Origin of the sequence: Lutibacter maritimus (assembly GCF_900116115.1) — a bacterium.
GTDB lineage: Bacteria > Bacteroidota > Bacteroidia > Flavobacteriales > Flavobacteriaceae > Lutibacter > Lutibacter maritimus.
In genome coordinates, this window is record NZ_FOZP01000008.1 from 43,511 (window position 1) to 66,352 (window position 22,842).

The window sequence follows — 22,842 nt, forward strand, 5'->3', positions numbered from 1 at the left end:
TAATATGTGTTGAATATACCAAATATAGAGAATAATATTTGTATATGTAAATTTTAATTTAACAATCTGATAAGTTTACACCAACTGCAAGTCCTCCTTCAGAAGTTTCTTTATATTTACTATTCATATCTTTAGCAGTTTCCCACATGCTTGAGATCACCTTATCTAAAGGAACTTTAGCATTTAAATAATCACTTTCTAATGCTAATTCAGCAGCATTAATTGCTTTTATAGCACCCATTGCATTACGCTCTATACAAGGAATTTGAACCAAACCTCCAATTGGATCGCAAGTTAAACCTAAATGATGTTCCATAGCAATTTCACTAGCCATTAAAACTTGTTCAGGAGTGCCACCTAATAATTCAGTTAAAGCACCTGCTGCCATTGCTGATGATACACCAATTTCTGCTTGACAACCACCCATAGCAGCTGAAATTGTGGCTCCTTTTTTAAAAATACTTCCAATTTCACCGGCTACTAATAAAAATTGTTTAATATCTTTAAAACTAGCTTCATGATTTTCAATTACCATATAATACATTAAAACCGCTGGAATTACGCCTGCACTTCCATTAGTTGGTGCGGTAACAACTCTGCCTAAAGATGCATTTACTTCATTTACACTTAAAGCAAAGCAACTCACCCATTTTAATATTTGTCTAAACTTTACTTCAGTTTTTCTGATAGTTTGTAGCCACTCTTTAGGGGTTTGGTAAGTGAAATCGCCTTTTAATTTTTCGTGCATATCAAAAGCTCTACGTCTTACATTAAGTCCGCCAGGCAAAGTACCTTCTGTATGACAACCAATATACATACATTCAAGCATTGTATCCCAAATTCGTTTAATTTCAGTATCTATTTCATCATCTGTTCTTAAGGATTTCTCATTTTCTAATACAATATCTGAAATTTTAAGTTGTGTTTCTTTACAATAGGTTTCAAGTTCTTTTGCTTTTTGAATAGGAAACGGAAATGTTTTGTGTATTTTAATATTCTCCTTTGCATGAATTAATTCTTCTCTTACAACAAATCCACCTCCAATTGAATAATAGGTGTCATTAGCAATTTCTTTCTCATTTTTAAAAGCTGTAAACTTTATAGCATTTGCATGAAATGACAGAAATTCTTTATTAAAAATAATATCAGAGGTTGGATTAAAATCAACCATATAACTATTTCCAAACATAATTTTATGGATACTTTTTACTTCGGCAACTAAAGGTTGAATTTCAGTGACTGGTATGTATTCAGGATCTTTTCCTGCCAAGCCTAATATTACGGCTAAATCAGTGGCATGCCCTTTCCCTGTTAAAGATAAAGATCCATATAAATCAACTTTTATGGATGTGATTCCTTCAAAAACATCTTCTTTTTTAAGATGATTTATCCAACGTTCTGCTGCTCGCCAAGGCCCTAATGTATGAGAACTTGATGGACCAATGCCAATCTTTAACATATCAAAAATAGAAATACACTCCATTATACTTTTAATTATTTTAAAAGTGTAAATATATGATTTTGAAAAAATACAACCCTATAAATTATTAATTTATTAAAACATATAAAAGAGGCATATTTGCCAAAAAATTTAAATATAAATCGGTATTTATGACAACTTGACATAAAAATTTAAATGGCATAATCATTGTCTAAATCAATATGTAAGTTTAAATTAAAAATTAAGAACATAAAATATACTATTATGAGTAAAATTATAGGAATAGATTTAGGAACTACAAACTCGTGTGTTTCTGTAATGGAAGGGAACGAGCCAGTGGTAATTCCTAATGCAGAAGGAAAAAGAACTACACCATCTATTGTTGCATTTATTGAAGGTGGAGAAAGAAAAGTAGGAGACCCTGCAAAACGTCAGGCTGTTACCAATCCATTAAAAACAATATATTCAATTAAACGTTTTATGGGTAACAAGTATTCTGAGTCTAAAATGGAAGCAGATCGTGTACCTTATAAAGTGGTAAAAGGTGATAATGATACACCTCGTGTAGATATTGATGGAAGATTATATACTCCTCAAGAAATTTCAGCTATGATTCTTCAAAAAATGAAGAAAACTGCTGAAGATTATTTAGGAACTGAAGTAAAAGAAGCTGTAGTTACTGTACCAGCTTATTTTAATGATGCACAACGTCAGGCTACAAAAGAAGCAGGAGAAATTGCTGGTTTAAAAGTTAGCCGTATTATAAATGAGCCAACTGCTGCTGCATTAGCTTATGGTTTAGATAAAAAAGGTGTTGATCAAAAAATTGTTGTTTTTGACTTTGGTGGAGGAACACATGACGTTTCTATTTTAGAATTAGGTGATGGAGTTTTTGAAGTATTATCAACAGATGGTGATACACATTTAGGTGGAGATGATGTTGATCAAAAAATTATTGATTGGTTAGCAGATGAGTTTAAAGCTGAAGAAAATATGGATTTACGTAAGGATCCAATGGCTTTGCAACGCTTAAAAGAAGCTGCAGAAAAAGCTAAAATTGAATTATCATCTTCTGCCGTAACTGAAATTAATTTACCATATGTTACCGCTACTGCTACAGGCCCAAAACATTTAGTGCGTAGTTTAACAAAAGCTAAATTTGAGCAGTTAATTGATGATTTAGTTAAAAGAACAATTGAACCTTGTAAAAAAGCATTGAGTAATGCAGGCTTATCAACAGGAGATATTGATGAAATTATTTTAGTTGGTGGATCTACAAGAATTCCAGCTGTGGTAGATGCTGTTCAAAAATTCTTTGGAAAAGCACCTTCAAAAGGAGTTAATCCCGATGAGGTTGTAGCAATTGGAGCAGCAATTCAAGGTGGGGTTTTAACTGGTGATGTGAAAGATGTATTATTATTAGATGTTACACCACTTTCATTAGGTATTGAAACAATGGGTAATGTAATGACTAAATTAATTGAAGCTAACACTACAATTCCAACCAAAAAGTCACAAGTGTTCTCAACTGCTGCTGATAATCAGCCTTCAGTAGAAATACACGTATTGCAAGGTGAGCGTGCTATGGCTGCAGATAATAAAACTATTGGTCGTTTCCATTTAGATGGAATTCCACCAGCACAAAGAGGAACTCCTCAAATTGAAGTTACTTTTGATATTGATGCTAACGGAATTATTCATGTTACTGCAACAGATAAAGCTACTAATAAAACACAAGATATTAGAATTGAAGCTTCTTCAGGTTTAACAGAAGATGAAATCAAAAAAATGAAAGCTGATGCTGAAGCAAATGCAGATTTAGATAAAAAAGCAAAAGAAACTGCCGAGAAAATTAATGGTGCAGATTCTATGATTTTTCAAACAGAAAAACAATTAAAAGAATTTGGCGATAAATTATCAGCAGATAAAAAAGAACCAATTGAAGCTGCTTTAACTGAATTGAAAAAAGCACATGAATCTAAAGACTTAGCACAAATTGATGCCGCTATGGAGAAGATTAATGAAGCATGGAAAGTAGCAAGTGAAGAAATGTATAAAGCCGAACAAGAAGCGCAACCACAAGGTGGAGCTCCTACAGGAAATGCAGGTGAGCCAACTGATAAAAAGGATGGCGACAACGTAGAAGATGTTGACTTTGAAGAAGTAAAAGAATAATAATATTCTATATAAATATAAAAGCGCACCCATTTGGGTGCGTTTTTCGTTTAAAACTTTTTATTATGCGTGCATAATATTCGTTATATTTGATGAAAATCAAAAAAATGAATTCAGTAAAATTAACTCAATTACTTGCTATTAAATATCCAATAATTCAAGCGCCTATGTTTTTAGTATCAAATACTAAAATGGTAATTGAAGCTATGAAAAGTGGTATTGCAGGTTGTATTCCAGCGTTAAATTATAGAACACATGAAGAGCTAAAAGCGGCAATTAAAGAATTGAAATCTGCAAAAGTTGATGGAGGTGCATTTGGATTTAATTTAATTGTAAATAAATCTAATGTAAAATATAAGGGGCAATTACAAATTTTATGTGAAGAAGGAGTTGATTTTATAATCACATCTTTAGGAAGCCCAGAAGAAACAATTAAGCAAGCGCACAAACATCACATAAAAGTTTTTTGTGATGTAACTGATTTAAAATTTGCTAAAAAAGTTGAAAATTTAGGTGCAGATGCTATAATTGCAGTAAATAATGAAGCTGGTGGACATAGAGGCAATAGCTCACCAAAAGAACTAATAAAAGAATTGGTTGAAAATTGTGAAATCCCAATAATTTCAGCAGGAGGAGTAGGGGGTAAGGAAGATTTAGAGAAAATGATGAATTTTGGTGCTGCAGGAGTATCAGTAGGAAGTCCTTTTATTGCATCTATTGAGGCAAATGTTACAAATGAATATAAACAAGCTTGTGTAAAATATGGCGCAAATGATATTGTAATGACAGAACGTATTTCTGGAACTCCTTGTACAGTTATAAATACACCTTATGTTCAAAAAATAGGGACAAAACAAACTTGGATAGAAAGTGTACTGAACAGAAATAAAAGTCTAAAAAAATGGGTGAAAATGATTCGCTTTTCAATAGGAATGAAAGCTACAGAAAATGCAGCAACTAAAGCAACATATAAAACTGTTTGGGTTGCAGGACCAAGTATTGAACATACCAAAGAAATTTTACCAGTGAAAGAAATAGTGGCAAAATTTGTAAATTAATCAGTACCAATTACTTTTAAAATCGCCTTAATTTTAAAAGTATTTTTTTGTAAATACACATTTTGTATTTGTAAGTTTGTATACTACTAAATAAAAATATATGAATATTCCTAGAACGAGTTTTCCTCGTGTTGTTATAATTGGTGGAGGTTTTGCTGGTATTTCTTTAATTAAGAGTTTGAAAAACTGTGAATTACAAGTTGTTTTAATTGATAAAAATAATTATCATACATTTCAACCATTACTTTATCAAGTGGCAACTGGTGGATTAGAACCAGATTCAATAGCATTTCCTTTAAGAAAAGTTATTAAAGATATTCCCAATTTTTATTTTAGGTTAGCAGACGTTTTAAAAATAGATAGTTTAAAGTGTGAAGTAGAAACTACAATTGGTAATTTAAAATATGATTATTTAGTAATAGCCACAGGTTCTAATACTAATTTTTTTGGTAATAAAAATATTGAAAAATTTAGTATGTCAATGAAAGATGTACCACAATCATTAAATCTTCGTAGTTTAATATTAGAAAATTTTGAAGATGCTTTGTTAACTTCAAATTTTGAGGAAAGAAATTCTCTTATGAATTTTGTTATAGTAGGAGGAGGCCCAACCGGAGTGGAACTTGCTGGTGCTTTGGCGGAAATGAAAAAGGCGATTTTACCCAAAGACTATCCAGATTTAGATATTCGCCAAATGCAAATTAATATTGTACAAGGAGGAGATAGGTTGTTAAAAACAATGAGTTTAAAAGCATCTGAAAAATCAGAAGATTTTTTAATTGATTTAGGAGTTAATATTTGGAAAAATGTTCATGTATTAGATTACGATGGAAAAATTGTAAAAACATCAACAGATTTAACTTTTAATGCTTCAACTGTAATTTGGGCAGCAGGTGTTAATGGCGCTAAAGTTGATGGTCTTGAATCTGATTGTATTGTTGAAAGAGCTGACCGCTTTAAAGTGAATGAGTACAATTTGGTTAAAGGATATGAAAACATATTTGCAATTGGAGATGTAGCTTGTATGGAATTATTAATATTTCCGTTAGGACATCCAATGATGGCGCAACCCGCCATACAACAAGGAAAACATTTAGCAACTAATATAATTGCAAAAATCACGAATAAGCCAATGAAACCATTTAAATATAAAGATAAAGGATCTATGGCAACAATTGGTAGAAATAAAGCTGTTGTAGATTTAAAAAATTGGAAATTTCAAGGAGTTTTTGCTTGGTTTGTATGGATGTTTGTCCATTTGTTTTCATTAATTGGCTTTAGAAATAAAGCTGTTGTGTTTTTTAATTGGGTATATAATTATATTAGATTTGATAGAGAAACACGTTTGATTATTAGGCCTTATAAACATAAAAACAAAGAATCATTTTAATTTTTTAATAAATTTTTTAAAGCATTTTTTAAGGTAGAAAATTTAAATTCAAAGCCAGTTTTAACTATTTTATTTGAAGCAACTCTGCTGCCTTCCAGTAAGATATTTGATAATTTACCTAAAATTATTTTTAATATTAATGCAGGAATATTTGGTAAAAACAAAGGTTTATTTAAAACTTCAGCAATTTCTTTAGTTAAAATTTTATTTGTACAATATTCTGGAGCTACTGCATTATAAATTCCTGTTAACTCTGGGTTTTCAATTGCTTGGACATACATTTCACATAAATCATCAATATGAATCCAAGGCATATATTGTTTTCCAGTTCCTAAAGCTGCTCCAAAGCCAAATTTTATGGGCTTAACTATTTTTTCTAAAGCACCACCTTTTTTTGTTAAAACAACGCCTGTTCTTAAAATCACAGTTCTAATATTTAATGCATTAAATTGCAACGAAGCATTTTCCCAATGTGTACAAATAGTGCTTAAAAAATCGTTGCCAGCAGAATCATTTTCTGTAAATATTTTATTGGTAGTAATTGCTCCATAAAAACCAATACCTGATGCAGCAATAAAACCTTTAAGGTTTGGGTTTAACACTTTAACTTTAGTATATAATAAATTGGCTGATGAAACTCTGCTATTAATTAAAAGTTTTTTTCTTTTAGGTGTCCATCGTTTATCAGCAATACCTGCGCCAGCTAAATGAATTATATAATCTGTATTTTTTATGGCATTTTCATCAATATAATTATTTTCAATATCCCATTTAAAAATGTTTGGTTTATTAGATGAGTTTCTGCTTAATATAAAAACTTTGTGTCCTTTTTTTAACAATATATCACAAAGATGTTTGCCTATTAAGCCAGTACCGCCAGTAACTAAAATTGATGCCATATATAAAATTCGCTTATTTTATAGAAAAAATACTATAAAATAAGCGAATTTAAAAATGTTTAACACTAAATATAACTATTGAATAACTTTTTCTTTTGCTTTGTATGGAATAATAGAACTCATACCTTTATTTATAGCTTCTTCATTTAACGGAATTAAATAATGGTAGCGTTCAGATAATGATTTTTTTAAACCTTCAATAACATTTTCTAATTTTACAATTGGTTTTTCTTTCAGGAATCCTCCTAAAATAATCATATTAAATATTTTTTTATTTCCCATTTCTGCAGCCAATTTAGTTGCTTCAACTTGAAAAATTTCAATATCAGTTCTTGATGGATGTACAGAAATTCCATTCGGATCATAAATTAAGATACCGCCTGGTTTAACTGTATCTTCAAATTTATCCATTGATTGTTGATTTAAAATAATAGCAGTATCAAAAAGCTTTAAATAGGGAGAACTAATTCTTTCGTCACTTAAAATAACAGTAACATTAGCAGTTCCACCTCTCATTTCTGGGCCGTAGGAAGGCATCCAACTAACTTCTTGATTTTGCATAATGCCAGAATATGCTAATATTTTTCCCATTGATAGCACTCCTTGTCCACCAAAACCTGCAATAATAATTTCTTCTGTCATAACTTTTATTTTAATTTTCCGTCAACTTTAATATCACCTAAAGGAAAGTATGGAAACATATGTTCTTCCATCCAAATATTTGCATCATTCGGAGTCATTTTCCAACCCGAATTACAATTTGAAACAATTTCAACAAAGGATAATCCTTTTTTCAATCGTGTATTTTCAAATGCTTTTTGAATTGCTTTTTTAGCTTTTCGAGCGTGTTTATGTGTATGCACGGACTGACGAGTAACATAATAAACGCCTGGTAAATTTGCTACTAATTCAGTCATTTTTAATGGAGACCCCATTGATTTTATTTCTCTACCATAAGGTGATGTTGATGAGACCATTCCTTCTAAAGTTGTAGGAGCCATTTGACCACCAGTCATCCCATATATTCCATTATTCACAAAAATAATCACAATGTTTTCTCCTCTATTGCAAGCGTGAATTGTTTCGGCAGTTCCAATGGCGGCTAGATCTCCATCACCTTGGTATGTAAAAACATATTTTTCTGGCCAAGTTCTTGCAATTGCAGTAGCAACAGCAGGAGCTCTACCATGAGCTGCTTGTGTGATATCAATATTCATAAAATCATAAGCTAAAACGGAGCATCCAACAGGTGCTACTCCAATGGTGTCTTCTGAAATTCCCATTTCATCAATTACCTCCATAGCTAAATTATGAGCTGTTCCATGGCCACAACCCGGACAGTATGACAAGGCTGTGTCTGTCATTAATTTTGTTTTACAAAATACTTGATTCTCTGGTTTTATGATGTCTAGTACGTTCATTGTTTATGATTTTTTGTTCTAAAGCTTCTAATACTTCTTCAGGTGTATGAATAATTCCTCCGGTTCTTCCAAAATGTTCAACAGGTACTTTATGTTCAACAGATAGTTTTACATCTTCTATCATTTGTCCTGCATTTAATTCAACACTTAAAATTCCTTTTACTTGATCAGCTAATTCAAATAGAGGTTGTTTTGGATATGGGAACAATGTAATTGGTCTTAATAACCCGGCTTTTATTCCTTTTTTTCTTGCTAATTCTATTGCTTTTTGGCTAATACGGGCGCTAGATCCGTAAGCTACAATTAAATAGTCAGCATCATCACATAGAATTTTTTCATAGCGCAAATCTTCTTTTTCCATTTGTTCATATTTTTTCATTAATCTATGAACTCTTGCTTCCATTTTTTCCGATTGTAAATCTAATGAAGTGATGATATTTCGTTCTCTGTTTTTTCTACCAGTTACTGCCCAATTTCCGTATTTTTCTATTAACTCTTCATTGGTTAATCGTGTTTTTTGATCTTTTAACTGTACTTTTTCCATCATTTGACCAATCAACCCATCGGAAAGAATTAATACTGGTGCACGATATTTAAAAGCAATATCAAATGCATCTTCAACAAAATCTGACATTTCTTGAACTGATGCTGGAGCTAAAACATATAGTTTGTAATCCCCATGTCCACCACCTTTAACGGATTGAAAATAATCTGCTTGTGAAGGTTGAATAGTCCCCAATCCTGGTCCGCCACGAACAACATTTACAATTACAGCCGGTAATTCAGCGCCTGCTAAATAAGAAATTCCTTCTAACTTTAGTGAAATTCCTGGGCTTGATGATGAAGTCATTACTTTTTTACCAGTACTAGCGGCTCCATAAACCATGTTTATAGCAGCAATTTCGCTTTCTGCTTGTAAAACCACCATACCTGTTCTTTTTTCAGGTTGTTCGGTCATTAAATACTCTATTACTTCTGATTGAGGTGTTATTGGATAACCAAAATAAGCATCTGCTCCAGCTCTAATAGCTGCTTCAGCCAATGCTTCATTACCTTTCATTAACTTTAATTCTGACATTTTAAGATTTTTATAAATTAAGCAGATACTTTAACTCTATATACAGAAATTGCTCTGTCTGGACATACAATGCCACAATTTGTGCAACCTGTACAGGCTTCTGGGTTTTTCATATATGCGTAATGATAGCCTTTGCGGTTAACGTTGGCTGTCATTCCTATTACATCTTCAGGGCAAACAGGTATACAAACTTCACAACCTTTGCAAGCCTCTGTGTCAACTACTATAGCTCCTTTAACTTTTGCCATTTTAATAATTTTAAGTGTTATTATTAACTAGTAATTCTATTATTCTCAAAGTTATGGCTATTTCATTGTAAAAACTATGACAAATATCAATTCATGACATTTATCATTATTATATCTTCAAAAAATAAGTTTTAAAATAAAAAAAAACGCTTTAAATAGCGTTTTTATTGAAATATTTTAAATTGTAACAAATGTTTCCTTTAATAAAGTTGTTTAAATTTTAGAGGATTTACTTCTTGCATTATTTTATAAATGCATTCAAAAATATCTTCAGCATTTGGTTTTGAGAAATAATCACCATCTGTACCATATGCAGTTCTATGATCTTTAGCAGTTAATGTAACAGGTTTGCTATCTAAAAACAGGTATGCATTTTGTTTTTCAAGTATTTCATTTAATATATATGCTGAAGCGCCTCCAGGAACATCTTCGTCAATAATTAGTAATCTGTTTGTTTTTTGGATACTTTTTACAATATCATGATTAATGTCAAAAGGAAGTAAAGTTTGTACATCAATAATTTCTATATCAATATCAACTTGAGTTAAAGAGTTAACTACTTCTTCAACTATTTTTAAGGTTGATCCGTATGATACAACAGTAATATCTTTTCCTGTTTTAATAGTTTCAACTACACCAATAGGTGTTTTAAATTCGCCTAAATTAATTGGTAATTTTTCTTTAAGCCTATAACCGTTTAAGTTTTCAATAATTAATGCTGGTTCATCACATTCTAATAATGTATTATAAAAACCTGCGGCTTTTGTCATGTTTCTTGGAACTAAAACATGCATTCCTCTAAGCATATGCACAATTGCTCCCATTGGTGAGCCTGAATGCCAAATACCTTCTAATCTGTGACCTCTTGTTCTAACAATTAATGGAGCTTTTTGAGTTCCTGAAGTTCTGTAATGCAGTGTTGCTAAATCGTCACTTAAAATTTGAATGGCGTACAATAAATAATCTAAATATTGAATTTCTGCAATTGGACGAAGCCCTCTTAAAGCCATTCCTATTCCTTGACCAACAATGGTTGCTTCTCTAATTCCAGTATCTGAAACTCTTAGTTTGCCATATTTTTCTTGTAAACCTACTAATCCTTGATTTACATCACCTATGTTACCAGAGTCTTCTCCAAAAATAAAAAGATCAGGATGTTTTGAGAATAATTTGTCGAAATTTTCTTTGATAATAATTCTTCCATCAACTAATTCAGCATTATCATTATATTTTGGTAATTCTTCTTTAACATGAAAAACATTTTGATTTGTTGTACTGTATAGGTGAGAACTGTATTTGTATTGTTCTTTACTTAAAGATGTTGTAATCCAGTTTTGAAGTTGTGCTTTTTCAAAACTTTCTTCGTCCCTAACATATACTGCAGCTTTTCTTGCGGTTGATAGATTATCTTTTCTTGAAGGATCTGGAATTTCGGCTAAATCATTCTTTAATTTTAAAATAAATGCTTTGTTTTTACTTTTAGATGCTACATTTTCAAGTAGTTGTAATAGCGCGCTTCTTTGTTCTTTTATAGGATTTAAAAAATCTGCCCAAGCTTCTCTTTTTGCTTGATTAACAGTTTTTTTTGCCTCTTTTTCTATTTTAATTAATTCTTCTTCAGAATCTACAAATTTTAAGCTATTTCCTTCAGTATCATTTAATTCAAATTCAATAATCCAATCTCGCATTTTTGAAATACAATCATGTTGTCTTTCCCAAATTAAACGTTCTTTAGATTTGTAACGTTCATGAGAACCAGAAGTAGAATGTCCTTGTGGTTGTGTTAAATCTGTTACATGAATTAAAACAGGAACATGTTCTTCTCTTGCAATTTTTGCGGCTTTATTATAAGTGTCAACTAATTTTGCGTAGTTGTATCCTTCAACCACAAAAATTTCGTAGCCTTTATTTTTTTCATCTCGTTGAAATCCTTTTAAAATTTCAGAAATATTTTCTTTAGTAGTTTGAAATTTTGCTGGTACAGAAATACCATAAGCATCATCCCAAACACTAATTATTAAAGGAACCTGTAAAACTCCTGCTGCATTAAATGTTTCAAAAAACACACCTTCAGATGTACTTGCATTACCAATTGTTCCCCAAGAAATTTCATTACCGTTGTTAGAAAACTTAGGTTTTTTTAATGCAGGTAATTTTCTAAACATTTTAGAAGCCTGAGCTATACCTAACATTCGTGGCATTTGACCTGCAGTTGGTGAAATATCTGAACTTGAATTGTATTGTTCTGTTAAATTTTTAAACTGTCCGTTTTCATCTAAACTATGTGTTTGAAAATGACCTCCCATTTGTCTTCCGGCAGACATTGGATCTGCTTTTAAATCTGGGTGCGCATACAAACCAGCAAAAAATTGTTGAGGTGTTAACTCACCAATAGCCATCATAAATGTTTGATCACGGTAATAACCAGATCTAAAATCACCTTTTTTAAAGGCTTTTGCCATAGCTAATTGTGGCACTTCTTTTCCATCGCCAAAAATACCAAATTTTGCTTTTCCGGTTAAAACTTCTCTTCTGCCCAATAAACTGCATTCTCTACTAATTACTGCAATTTTATAATCATTTAATACTTCTGATTTAAATTGGTTGAATGAGAGTTGTTCTTGACTTGTAGCTGAAGTTTTTACATTCATATTTTTTGATTGTTTTAGTTTTGCAAACTTACTCAATTTTAATGATACTTAAAAATAGATGGTATTTGTTGCGTATAAATAACAAAAAGTGTTAAATATCATTATTTCAATATGAATTATTTAATGAATAGTTTCTTTTTTGAAGTTTAATGATAAAAACTAATAAAATCCTCTTTTAATAAAGTTGTATATTTTTTTAGGTTTTATAACTAATACAAATCTAATTTTTGAGCTGTAATTTGGTTCTGTAATTTCCCAACCTAAATTAGAATGTAGTGGAAAATAAACTTCTAAAATATCTTGCACAAAATTTAATCGAACACCATTTTCGTGGGCGAAAAATAGTTTTTCGTTTTTATTTTTAACAAAGCCAACATCTGTGTAAACTTCAAACCAACGCCACAAACCAATACTTGTGTTTAAAGTTGTTAAAAACTGATTTGCATATTGTACGGGAAGTTTAGATTTAAATCCACCTTCATTAATAATAATTTGTTGACTAAAAAAGCCTGTGGTTTCTGATCTTCCTAAATAATCATATTGAAAAAGATAATCAGTTGGACGGTCAAGAGCAAAACTAAAATAATCAGTTTCGGTATTGTTATTTAAAAAAGCCCCTGCAAAAAATCTGAAATCAAATTGAGTGTTGGTGTCAGTTAGTTTTCTAAATTGCGCTGTAAGTGATAATTTGCTAAACTTACTTGAAATTTCAAGTCCAGTTGAAAAACGAACATCATCAATAATATCGGGTTTAGAATAACCAAACTCTAAGTTAAAAACATTGTATTTATTGGTTTCTGGATGTTGTGTTTGTGTTAATGATTTTTCTTTATCAATAGAAACTAAAGAAGCTGCCAAAACTTTATTACTAACATCTCTTAAACTATTTCTTTTAAACTCAATTGCAGCAAATGGAGTTAATGAAGTATAAGTTAAATTTGGTGCATAAAGAAAACTACTTCCTCCAGCACCAATTACAAATTTATTGATGTTGTTATCTTCAGGTAAATATTCGTAAATAAAAGAATAAGAACCAGAAAATGTATTACTTTTTGTACTATATGATGGCGTTAATTTGTATTGAAAACTTTTTTCTAAAATTGTTTTATTTGATATTGCCAAACCCAACACCAATCCATCGTAATAATTAAATCTGTAAACAGGTGTATAAAAAAACTGATTGTAATAAGGGTTTTCAACGTCTTTTAAAAATTTTAGCTGAACGGGCTTGTTTAGCAGTTTTTTATCAACATTTTTCCAATTGTTTTTTAAATTGTATTCTGGTAATTCAAAATTATAATTAAGAGACAATCTATTAAAATCGTTTTGTGGTATTTTTATGGTTGAAATGGAATCAATTCCTACAAGCCATTTTTTAAATTTAATTTCGTCATCTTTTAAACCATATAACTGAATAGGAGCGGTAAAATTTCGTTTATTTAAAATTGTTACTTCAATTGAATCTTTTGTTTTATGAATTTTTTTAATGGTATAATCAATTTTTTTGTTGGTTTTTAAATAATCATTTTTAAACCAATCAAGGTTTTTATCTGTTTTTAAATTTTCAACAAAAGTTGAACTTTGAGCTAATTTACCAGTGTTATTTTTAGCAAATTCAACAATACCTTGTTTAACTATTGAATCGCCTAAATAACTTTCAAGAAATTTTAGTCCTAAACCAGCTTTGTATTTATTTACAATTTTTCGGTTAAAATTAGATAATGATGCTGCATTTTCGTTTAATGCTTGATCAATGTTTTTTCTGGTGGCAAATTGATATAAAAACGGATATTTATCATTAAACCCTAATTTTGATAAGTTAAAGTTTTTAATTCCCCAAATTTTAGAAATATTTCCAATAGCTTTTACTTCAGGATAATATTTTTCAACATATTTTATCATTAAAAATGTTTGTATTCCATCGGCAAGCCAAGCGTCTTCTCTTTGGTTGAAAACAAAAATATTGTCAATATATTTTTTTGACAAAACTTTAAAAAATTGAATATCCCATTCAAAAGTATCGCTAAAAGGTGCTAAAAATGATGGCAATTGATTAAAACCATATACCGGATTTTTATCGTATTCAACTCTATTTATTAACAGTTTTTCGTGCGGAAAATCACCTAAATACGATTTTAAAAAGTCCAATTCTCTATTTAAAATATCGGTTTGAACAGCGGTATTTAGTTTTTCGGAAGTTAAATTGGTAATTATAGAAACAGGTTTTGATTGAAACTCAATAAAATTGTTTTCTTGCGTAATATTAAGTTCAATATCTGTTTTTTGTTTGCCAATTAACTGATAGCGAACAACATCTTTTATAGTGTCTTTAATAATAGCTAAATCTGTATTAACTTTATAAGAAACTGGAACAATAAGAGTAATATTATAGTCATAAAAATCAATATATAAATCATCTAAATCTAAATTATTATATACATACCATTTTTTGTTAAAAATGGCCGGTGCTAAATACCAATATCTTAAATTATAATCTACTGTATTTACACCATATTTTGTAAATTTATCTTTAGGTAACCTAACAACATAAGTGGCATTAATTTTTACACTTTCATTGGGTTTTAAGGGCTTGTTTAAAATAATTTTGAAAAAATCCGGATTTTTTTCTGTAACCTCCCAAGTAGCTACTTCATAATCAATATAAATACTGTTAATTTTACCAAAACCTCGGTGTTTGTCTTTTGCAAAATGAAAATTTTTAGAATAATTTTCAATAAACCTTTTGGCTAAAGGAGTATTTTTATCTTTATACGCGTTTGGCCAATTATGTAAATAAATTTCATTTAAAGTTGTATTTGAACTGTTATGGTAATTGATTGATTGTGTTACTTTTAGTTCGTTTGATTCTGGTTTAAAAATTGAAATTATATCAATAGTATTATTTTGCCCATACGTTTTTTTTGAACAGATGGCACACAAAATCACTATTAATACAATATATTTTTTCAAGAAATTACGTTATTAGAAATTAGGGCTTAGGCTGTATTTTTTATAGAATGTGTTAATTACTTCTAGTACTTCTTCTTCTGTATCTACAATTGAAATAAGTTCTAAATCGGCTGTACTAATGTTACCTTCTTCAACAAGTGTAGTTTGAATCCAATTTATTAAACCAGACCAGAATTTTCTTCCCACTAAAACTATAGGAAATTTACCTATTTTTTTTGTTTGAATTAGTGTGATTGCTTCAAAAAGTTCATCCATTGTTCCAAAACCGCCAGGCATAACTACAAATCCTTGTGAGTATTTCATGAACATTACTTTTCTAACAAAGAAATAGTCAAAATCTAAACTTTTATCAGGATCAATGTATGGGTTATCATGTTGTTCAAAAGGTAATTCAATGTTTAAACCAACAGAAGTTCCTTTTCCTCTATGTGCGCCTCTGTTACCAGCTTCCATTATTCCTGGTCCGCCACCTGTAACTATTCCGTAACCATTTTGGGTTAATTCATATGCAATGTTTTCAGCTAATTTATAATATTTATGATCTGGTTTGGTTCTGGCGGATCCAAAAATTGTGACACAAGGACCAATTTTGCTTAAACGCTCAAAACCTTCAACAAATTCAGCCATTATTTTAAAAATAGCCCAAGAGTCGTTAGTTTTTATCTCGTTCCAGGTTTTTTGTTTAAATTTTTCTCTTATTTTTCTATCTTCATTCGGAGCCATATTTCGACAATATTTTTTAATTTTTTAAGTAATTTATCCGCCTAATTTAATTCTTTTTTTAAGAATTTGGCAGTATAGCTTTTTTTATTTTTAATGATATCTTCTGGTGTGCCAACACAAATTACTTCTCCACCATTTTTACCACCTTCCATACCAATATCAATAATATAGTCAGCAAGTTTTATAACATCCATATTGTGTTCTATTACTAAAATGGTGTTTCCTTTGTTGGCTAATTTATTTAAAACTAGCATTAAAACTCTAATATCTTCAAAATGTAAACCAGTAGTTGGTTCATCTAAAATATAAAAAGTATTACCAGTATCTCTTTTAGATAATTCTGATGCTAATTTTATGCGTTGTGCTTCACCACCAGAAAGCGTTGTAGATTGCTGACCTAGTGTTATATACCCTAAACCAACATCTTTAATAGTTTTTAATTTTCTGTTGATTTTTGGGATGTTTTCAAAAAACTCAACCGATTCTTCAATAGTCATATTTAATACATCGGAAATTGATTTTCCTTTGTATCTAATTTCTAATGTTTCTCTGTTAAAACGTTTTCCTTGGCAAGTTTCGCATTCTACATGAACATCGGGCAAAAAATTCATTTCAATAACTCGAACTCCACCACCTTCACAAGTTTCGCACCTTCCATCTTTAACGTTAAATGAAAATCTTCCAGGTTTATAACCTCTAATTGCCGCTTCGCTTGTTTTTGCAAATAAATTTCTAATTTCACTAAAAACACCAGTGTACGTTGCAGGGTTAGAGCGTGGTGTTCTTCCAATTGGTGATTGATCTATATCAATAACTTTATCAATATGCTCCAATCCTTCAATTTTTTTATAAGGCATTGGTTTTTTAACACCTCTATAGATATGATGATTTAAAATAGGATAGAGGGTTTCATTTATTAAAGTAGATTTTCCGCTACCTGAAACACCCGTAATACAAATTAATTTACCCAAAGGAAATTCAACCGTAACATTTTTTAAGTTGTTACCTGTTGCGCCAGAAAGCACAATAGATTTTCCGTTTCCTTTTCTTCTTTTTTTAGGAATTTCTATAGTTTTTGTGCCATTTAAATAATCGGCAGTTAAAGTTTTATGTTGCTTTAATTGTTTAAAAGTTCCTTCACTTACAATTTCGCCTCCGTGAATTCCTGCTCCTGGGCCAATATCCAGCACAAAATCGGCATGTTCAATCATATCTTTATCATGTTCCACAACAATTACAGAATTACCAATATCACGCAAATTTATGAGTGATTTTATCAATTTTGCATTGTCTCTTTGGTGCAAACCAATACTAGGTTCATCTAAAATATATAAAACACCAACTAATTGTGATCCAATTTGTGTTGCCAATCTAATACGTTGGGCTTCACCGCCTGATAATGATTTTGAGCTTCTATCTAAACTTAAATAATTTAAACCAACATCTACTAAAAACTGAATTCTGGTTCTAATTTCTTTTAAAATTTCTGATGCAATTTGCAGTTGTTTTTCGGATAACTTAGCTTCAATATTAGAAAACCAATCAGCAAGTTCAGTAATATCCATTTGTGCTAAATCCGAAATATTTTTATCGTTTAATTTAAAATATAACGCTTCTTTTTTAAGTCGTTTTCCTTCGCAAGTTTCGCAAACAACATCATCCATAAAATCTTTTGCCCAACGTTTAATAGAAGTAGATTCTGTTGAATTGTATTGATTTTGAATGAAGTTTGTAATCCCTTCAAAATCAATCTCATACGTTTTTGTTACGCCAACAGTCTTAGAAATGATTTCAAATTTTTCATTGCCACCATTTAAAATAATATTTAAAGCTTCTTCTGGAATTTTTGAAATTGGATCGGTTAATTCAAATTTGTAACGTTCAGCAATTAGTTGTAATTGTTTAAAAATCCAACTATTTTTTTGTTCACCAATGGGTGCAATTCCTCCTTTTTTAATTGAAATTTCGGGATTTGGAATTATTTTATCAATATTGACTTTGTGTATTTTTCCTAAACCATTACACGTTTCGCAAGCACCTTTAGGTGAGTTAAAAGAGAAAGTGTTTGGTTCGGGATTTGGATATGAAATTCCAGAAACCGGACACATTAAATCTCTACTAAAATAACGTGGCGTATTGGTTTCATGTTCCAAAACCATTAAAACATTATCGCCTGAATATAAGGCTGTTGTAATAGTTTCGGTTAATCTTTTTTCAGCATCTTTTGATACCAATAAACGATCTATAACTATTTCAATGTCATGCGTTTTATAACGGTCAAGACGCATTCCTTTTTCAATATCAACAATTTCACCATCAACTCTAACTTTTAAAAATCCTTGTTTGGCAATTTGTTCAAAAAGTTCTCTGTAATGTCCTTTTCTCGATTTAATCAACGGCGCCAGAATTATAATTTTCTTACCATCAAATTCCTCTAAAATTAGTTCGTTAATTTGCTCATCGGTATAACTCACCATTTTTTGATTGGTGTTATACGAGTACGCATCAGAAGCTCTTGCGTATAACAATCGTAAAAAATCGTAAATTTCTGTAATGGTACCAACGGTAGAGCGTGGACTTTTATTGGTGGTTTTTTGTTCAATAGAAATTACGGGCGATAAACCATCGATTTTATCAACATCTGGGCGTTCTAATCCGCCTAAAAATTGACGAGCGTATGCTGAAAAAGTTTCAATATAACGTCGCTGACCTTCTGCATAAATAGTATCAAAAGCCAATGATGATTTTCCACTACCACTTAAGCCAGTAATTACAACTAGTTTTTCGCGTGGTATTTTAACATCAATATTTTTTAAATTATGAACTCGCGCTCCTAAAACTTCTATAAATTCTTCACTTTTAGCCATAAGAAAATTTGGAAAGTTGCAAAGTTAAAAAAATGAAAGCACAATTTAACGGTAGTTCAATATCTTATTTTGAAAATTAGTATATTGCGTTAAAATATTTTAGCTGATGAATTGGATTCACTCTTTAAGACATTTTTTTGAAAAACATGGGTTTGCAGTATCTTCCAGATTTGCAGATAGATTAGGAATTAGTGTTTCAAATGTGCGCTTATTTTTTATATATATATCCTTTGTAACTTTAGGATTTTCTTTTGGAATTTATTTAACATTGGCTTTTTTATTGCGATTAAAAGATATGATTTACACCAAAAGAAGTTCAGTTTTTGATTTGTAATTTATGGTAACAAAATCTAAATTATATATTTCAAGTTCGCTACTAACAGCTGTATTAATTATTGGAATTGGTGGCTTTATGATTATTTCAAATGAATCTTTTATAGATTCATTATATATGACCATAATTACCATGTCTACAGTTGGGTTTGGTACACTTCACGAATTAAATCAAACCGAAAAATTATTTACAGTTTTTTTAATCATATTAAGTATTATAGTTTATGGTTACTCAGTTACAGCATTAACAGAATATTTTGCAAATAGAAACATTTTTCAAATTTTAAAATTAAAAAAGGTGCAACAAGAAATTCAAAGTTTAAAAAATCATACTGTGGTATGTGGTTATGGGCGAAATGGAAAACAAGCCGTTGCTAAATTAAAGCAGTTTAATCAACCTTGTATAGTTATTGAAAAACGGAAAGATGAGATTGCCGATTTAGAGCGCGATAATATTTTATTTGTTGAAGGTGACGCTACCAATGATGATGACTTAAAAAAGCTAGGATTAGATAGAGCTAAAAGTTTAATAACAGCCTTGCCATCTGATGCTGATAATTTATTTGTGGTTTTATCTGCACGTCAGTTTAATAAAGACTTTACAATTATAAGTAGAGCTTCAAATGAATCTTCTTACGGAAAGCTAAAATTTGCCGGAGCCACAAATGTTATTATGCCAGATAAATTAGGCGGTGCACATATGGCATCATTAGTTGTTACGCCAGATTTAGTAGAATTTGTTGATCGATTAACAATTGCAGGAACTACCAATGCTAATTTAGAGGAGATTTCGGTAAACTCACTTCCCGATGAATACTTGTCAAAAACAATTTTAGACCTTGATTTACGGAAAAAAACAGGATGTAATGTTATTGGCTTTAAAACTAAAGAAGGTGAATATTTAATAAACCCTGATGCTAAAACTAAATTAGAAAATGATACTCATTTGATTGTTTTAGGAAATAAAGAAGAAATATTAAAATTAAGAGACCTTTTTTAGCATTTGAAAAAAAATCAACATTTTTATGATTTAGTTAATTATTTATTTGCTCTAACTTCATTTTTTTACCATATTGCGTACACTTTTCAAACAAATATAAAATTATGAACAAAAAACTACTGTCTTTGTTGTTTTTATTAGCAACATTTACTTTAAATGCACAAGAAAAAGGTTTAGATGAAAGAATTAATGATTGGTTTGAACCAATTACTGCAAAATGGGAAGGCATAGTTTTTTGGATTGTCCCAGGAACAGGAGTTCCTCTTGTAGTTGTGCTCTTAGTTTTAGGGGCATTATTTTTTACCATATATTTTAAGTTTATTAATTTAAGAAGATTTACCCTTGCAATAAATGTAGTAAGAGGAAAGCATGATGCAGTTGAAGGTCATGGTGCTGACAAAGCTGAACTTAATATTGTAGATGGCGATATTGTTGATACCATAAGAGATGAAAGTAAAGAAGGTGAGGTAAGTCATTTTCAGGCCTTAGCAACAGCAGTTTCAGGTACTGTTGGCTTGGGAAATATTGCAGGTGTTGCTTTGGCAATTTCTATTGGAGGACCAGGAGCAACTTTTTGGATGATTGTAGCAGGATTATTAAGTATGTCTACTAAATTTGTTGAATGTACATTAGGTGTAAAATACAGAGATGTTGGTCCAGACGGAACAGTATATGGAGGTCCAATGTATTATTTATCAAAAGGAATGGCAGAAAGAGGTTTTAAAAAATTTGGTAAAGTTTTAGCCGTACTTTTTGCAATCTTATGTGTTGGAGCATCTTTTGGTGGTGGTAATGCTGTGCAATCTAATCAAGCTGCGGAACAATTAGCTGCAATGTTAGGAATGCAAGGAGGATATACAGGTACCATTATTGGTGTTGGAATTGCAATAATAGTAGGATTTGTAATTATTGGAGGTATTAAAAGAATTGCTTCTGTTACCGAAAAAATTGTGCCGTTTATGGCTGTAATTTATATACTTGCTTGTTTAATTGTAATGTTTGCACATTGGAGTTATATTGATGATGCTATTGCATTAATTTTTAGAGAAGCATTTAGCCCAAGTGCTGGGTTAGGAGGCTTTTTTGGAGTATTAATAACAGGATTTAGACGAGCAGTTTTCTCTAATGAAGCGGGTGCTGGTTCTGCCGCAATTGCGCATTCAGCAGTAAAAACTAGATATCCTGCATCAGAAGGAATAGTATCATTATTAGAACCATTTATTGATACAGTAGTAATTTGTACAATGACAGCTTTGGTAATTATTTTTTATAATAGTGATGGGTTATTTGTTTATGGCGGAGACGGAGCAGGTTCTGTAATTATTGATGGTGTTGCAGTTGGTGGTGTTAATTTAACATCAATGGCTTTTGAGGCTGTAATACCTTGGTTTCCATATGTATTAACTTTAGCCGTTGTATTATTTGCAATTTCAACAATGATATCTTGGTCTTATTACGGACTACAATCTTGGAAATTCTTGTTCGGTAGAAGCAAAATAGCAGATATTACTTATAAGTTATTATTTATAGTATTTATTGTAATTGGTGCAGCTGCATCTATGAAAGCTGTATTCGATTTTTCTGACGCCATGATTTTAGCGTTAGTATTTCCAAATATGGTTGGTTTACTATTCTTATTTCCGATTGTTAGAGCCGAGTTGGTTAAATATTTAAAAGCAATAAAAATTAAATTGACTTTAATTAAATAGAAAGATTAATGAAAATATTAAAATCCCATTTCAGTTACAATAAAAGGCAACGAAGTGGGATTTTATTTTTATTATTGTTAATTATTGCATTTCAAATTACCTATTTTTTTATCGATTTTTCTCCAAAAAAAGATTCAAAAGATTATTCAAATGAAATGATTTCATTTTTAAAAGAAGTGGATTCATTACAGGAAATTAAAAATGAAAAAAGTAAACCTAAAATTTATCCATTTAATCCTAATTATATTACCGATTTTAAAGGATATCAATTAGGAATGAGTACTGCTGAAATTGATAAATTATTAGAATATAGAAAATCGGGTGCTTTTATTAATTCTGCGGCACAATTTCAAAAAGTTACAGGAGTAAATGATAGTTTACTTTATATTATTTCTCCATATTTTAAGTTTCCAGCGTGGGTTACTTCAGCTAAAAATAATGAAAAGGAAAAAGAAATTGTAACAAAGGAAGCGATTGTAATTAAAGATATAAATACAGCATCACTTGAAGATTTTAAATCAATTAACGGAATTGGTGATAAATTAGGACAAAGAATTATTAGTTACAGAACAAAACTACAAGGATTTACTTTTAATGATCAGTTATATGAAGTTTGGTATTTAGATAAAGAAGTTGCAGATAAAGTATTAGCAAATTTTAAAGTACTTGAAAAACCTATAATTGAAAAAATAAATGTGAATAAAGCCACTTTTAAAGAGGTACTTTCTATACCATATTTAGATTATGAATTAACAAAAAAGATTTTTCAATATAGAGATGAAGTTGCTGAAATTCAAACAATTGAAGACTTAAAAAAAATTGATGGCTTTCCTTTAGAAAAATTTAATAGAATAGCCTTATATTTGCAAGCTAAATAAT

Annotated in this window: 17 protein-coding genes; 7 read left to right on the forward strand and 10 right to left on the reverse strand. The window is 30.3% G+C overall.

The genetic code is table 11. The annotated features are described in order from the left end of the window. Positions 1 to 58: 58 nt before the first annotated feature. Positions 59 to 1,483 (reverse strand): L-serine ammonia-lyase, encoded by a 1,425-nt coding sequence (locus tag BM335_RS12970; protein ID WP_090228752.1) that lies wholly within the window; start codon positions 1,481 to 1,483, stop codon positions 59 to 61. A 222-nt stretch (positions 1,484 to 1,705) separates the two neighbouring features. On the opposite strand from BM335_RS12970, the gene dnaK reads away from it, so the two are divergent. The 3 genes from dnaK (at position 1,706) to BM335_RS12985 (ending at position 6,064) form a co-directional block, all read left to right on the forward strand. After that, the gene (gene dnaK / locus BM335_RS12975; protein WP_090228755.1) at positions 1,706 to 3,616 is read left to right on the forward strand and encodes a molecular chaperone DnaK; all 1,911 of its coding nucleotides are present in this window, start codon (positions 1,706 to 1,708) and stop codon (positions 3,614 to 3,616) included. Between the two features lie 107 nt (positions 3,617 to 3,723). Further along, a complete protein-coding gene (locus BM335_RS12980; RefSeq protein WP_090229413.1) occupies positions 3,724 to 4,674 on the forward strand; it encodes an NAD(P)H-dependent flavin oxidoreductase in 951 nt (316 codons plus the stop codon). A gap of 100 nt (positions 4,675 to 4,774) precedes the next feature. Beyond that, positions 4,775 to 6,064 (forward strand): NAD(P)/FAD-dependent oxidoreductase, encoded by a 1,290-nt coding sequence (locus tag BM335_RS12985; protein WP_090228758.1) that lies wholly within the window; start codon positions 4,775 to 4,777, stop codon positions 6,062 to 6,064. On the opposite strand, the gene BM335_RS12990 is transcribed toward BM335_RS12985, so the two are convergent. The 9 genes from BM335_RS12990 to uvrA form a co-directional block, all read right to left on the reverse strand. Next, on the reverse strand, positions 6,061 to 6,963 hold the full coding sequence (locus tag BM335_RS12990) for a TIGR01777 family oxidoreductase (protein ID WP_090228761.1): 903 nt from the start codon (positions 6,961 to 6,963) through the stop codon (positions 6,061 to 6,063). The genes BM335_RS12985 and BM335_RS12990 overlap by 4 nt on opposite strands. Before the next feature lie 75 nt (positions 6,964 to 7,038). Continuing rightward, entirely contained in the window at positions 7,039 to 7,605 is a 567-nt protein-coding gene (locus BM335_RS12995; RefSeq protein ID WP_090228764.1) for a 2-oxoacid:acceptor oxidoreductase family protein, read from the reverse strand. Positions 7,606 to 7,610: 5 nt separating this feature from the next. Next, the gene (locus tag BM335_RS13000; RefSeq protein WP_090228769.1) at positions 7,611 to 8,384 is read right to left on the reverse strand and encodes a thiamine pyrophosphate-dependent enzyme; all 774 of its coding nucleotides are present in this window, start codon (positions 8,382 to 8,384) and stop codon (positions 7,611 to 7,613) included. Further along, entirely contained in the window at positions 8,338 to 9,462 is a 1,125-nt protein-coding gene (locus BM335_RS13005; RefSeq protein WP_218157819.1) for a 3-methyl-2-oxobutanoate dehydrogenase subunit VorB, read from the reverse strand. The genes BM335_RS13000 and BM335_RS13005 overlap by 47 nt, the downstream gene beginning before the upstream one ends. A 17-nt stretch (positions 9,463 to 9,479) precedes the next feature. Beyond that, complete coding sequence (locus tag BM335_RS13010) at positions 9,480 to 9,710, reverse strand: 4Fe-4S dicluster domain-containing protein (protein WP_090228773.1); 231 nt, start codon at positions 9,708 to 9,710, stop codon at positions 9,480 to 9,482. A 200-nt stretch (positions 9,711 to 9,910) separates the two neighbouring features. After that, a complete protein-coding gene (locus BM335_RS13015) occupies positions 9,911 to 12,361 on the reverse strand; it encodes an alpha-ketoacid dehydrogenase subunit alpha/beta (RefSeq protein WP_090228776.1) in 2,451 nt (816 codons plus the stop codon). Positions 12,362 to 12,520: 159 nt separating this feature from the next. Next, positions 12,521 to 15,331 (reverse strand): gluzincin family metallopeptidase, encoded by a 2,811-nt coding sequence (locus tag BM335_RS13020; RefSeq protein WP_143102428.1) that lies wholly within the window; start codon positions 15,329 to 15,331, stop codon positions 12,521 to 12,523. 12 nt (positions 15,332 to 15,343) lie between these two features. Then, positions 15,344 to 16,054 carry an LOG family protein gene (locus BM335_RS13025; RefSeq protein WP_177219217.1) on the reverse strand — a complete coding sequence of 237 codons (711 nt, stop codon included), beginning with the start codon at positions 16,052 to 16,054 and terminating at the stop codon, positions 15,344 to 15,346. Between the two features lie 41 nt (positions 16,055 to 16,095). Further along, positions 16,096 to 18,921: an excinuclease ABC subunit UvrA gene (gene uvrA / locus BM335_RS13030; RefSeq protein WP_090228787.1), complete on the reverse strand. Its 2,826-nt coding sequence runs from the start codon at positions 18,919 to 18,921 to the stop codon at positions 16,096 to 16,098. Between the two features lie 106 nt (positions 18,922 to 19,027). On the opposite strand from uvrA, the gene BM335_RS13035 reads away from it, so the two are divergent. From BM335_RS13035 to BM335_RS13050, 4 genes are all read left to right on the forward strand, one after another. Next, positions 19,028 to 19,255, forward strand: a complete 228-nt coding sequence (locus BM335_RS13035) for a PspC family transcriptional regulator (RefSeq protein WP_090228791.1) — start codon at positions 19,028 to 19,030, stop codon at positions 19,253 to 19,255. 3 nt (positions 19,256 to 19,258) lie between these two features. Then, positions 19,259 to 20,254: a potassium channel family protein gene (locus tag BM335_RS13040; RefSeq protein ID WP_090228796.1), complete on the forward strand. Its 996-nt coding sequence runs from the start codon at positions 19,259 to 19,261 to the stop codon at positions 20,252 to 20,254. Between the two features lie 104 nt (positions 20,255 to 20,358). Continuing rightward, on the forward strand, positions 20,359 to 21,963 hold the full coding sequence (locus tag BM335_RS13045) for an alanine/glycine:cation symporter family protein (RefSeq protein WP_090228801.1): 1,605 nt from the start codon (positions 20,359 to 20,361) through the stop codon (positions 21,961 to 21,963). Positions 21,964 to 21,971: 8 nt separating this feature from the next. Then, positions 21,972 to 22,841 carry a ComEA family DNA-binding protein gene (locus BM335_RS13050; protein ID WP_090228806.1) on the forward strand — a complete coding sequence of 290 codons (870 nt, stop codon included), beginning with the start codon at positions 21,972 to 21,974 and terminating at the stop codon, positions 22,839 to 22,841. Position 22,842 lies beyond the last annotated feature (1 nt).

Excerpts from the sequence above, each read along its gene's own strand:
- BM335_RS13005 (WP_218157819.1), bottom strand. The coding sequence starts at position 9,462 with ATGTCAGAATTAAAGTTAATGAAAGGTAATGAAGCATTGGCTGAAGCA.
- BM335_RS12990 (WP_090228761.1), bottom strand. The coding sequence starts at position 6,963 with ATGGCATCAATTTTAGTTACTGGCGGTACTGGCTTAATAGGCAAACAT.
- BM335_RS13050 (WP_090228806.1), top strand. The coding sequence starts at position 21,972 with ATGAAAATATTAAAATCCCATTTCAGTTACAATAAAAGGCAACGAAGT.
- BM335_RS13045 (WP_090228801.1), top strand. The coding sequence starts at position 20,359 with ATGAACAAAAAACTACTGTCTTTGTTGTTTTTATTAGCAACATTTACT.
- BM335_RS13040 (WP_090228796.1), top strand. The coding sequence starts at position 19,259 with ATGGTAACAAAATCTAAATTATATATTTCAAGTTCGCTACTAACAGCT.
- BM335_RS12985 (WP_090228758.1), top strand. The coding sequence starts at position 4,775 with ATGAATATTCCTAGAACGAGTTTTCCTCGTGTTGTTATAATTGGTGGA.
- BM335_RS13035 (WP_090228791.1), top strand. The coding sequence starts at position 19,028 with ATGAATTGGATTCACTCTTTAAGACATTTTTTTGAAAAACATGGGTTT.
- BM335_RS12970 (WP_090228752.1), bottom strand. The coding sequence starts at position 1,483 with ATGGAGTGTATTTCTATTTTTGATATGTTAAAGATTGGCATTGGTCCA.
- BM335_RS13010 (WP_090228773.1), bottom strand. The coding sequence starts at position 9,710 with ATGGCAAAAGTTAAAGGAGCTATAGTAGTTGACACAGAGGCTTGCAAA.
- BM335_RS13015 (WP_090228776.1), bottom strand. The coding sequence starts at position 12,361 with ATGAATGTAAAAACTTCAGCTACAAGTCAAGAACAACTCTCATTCAAC.
- uvrA (WP_090228787.1), bottom strand. The coding sequence starts at position 18,921 with ATGGCTAAAAGTGAAGAATTTATAGAAGTTTTAGGAGCGCGAGTTCAT.
- dnaK (WP_090228755.1), top strand. The coding sequence starts at position 1,706 with ATGAGTAAAATTATAGGAATAGATTTAGGAACTACAAACTCGTGTGTT.
- BM335_RS13025 (WP_177219217.1), bottom strand. The coding sequence starts at position 16,054 with ATGGCTCCGAATGAAGATAGAAAAATAAGAGAAAAATTTAAACAAAAA.
- BM335_RS12995 (WP_090228764.1), bottom strand. The coding sequence starts at position 7,605 with ATGACAGAAGAAATTATTATTGCAGGTTTTGGTGGACAAGGAGTGCTA.
- BM335_RS13000 (WP_090228769.1), bottom strand. The coding sequence starts at position 8,384 with ATGAACGTACTAGACATCATAAAACCAGAGAATCAAGTATTTTGTAAA.
- BM335_RS12980 (WP_090229413.1), top strand. The coding sequence starts at position 3,724 with ATGAATTCAGTAAAATTAACTCAATTACTTGCTATTAAATATCCAATA.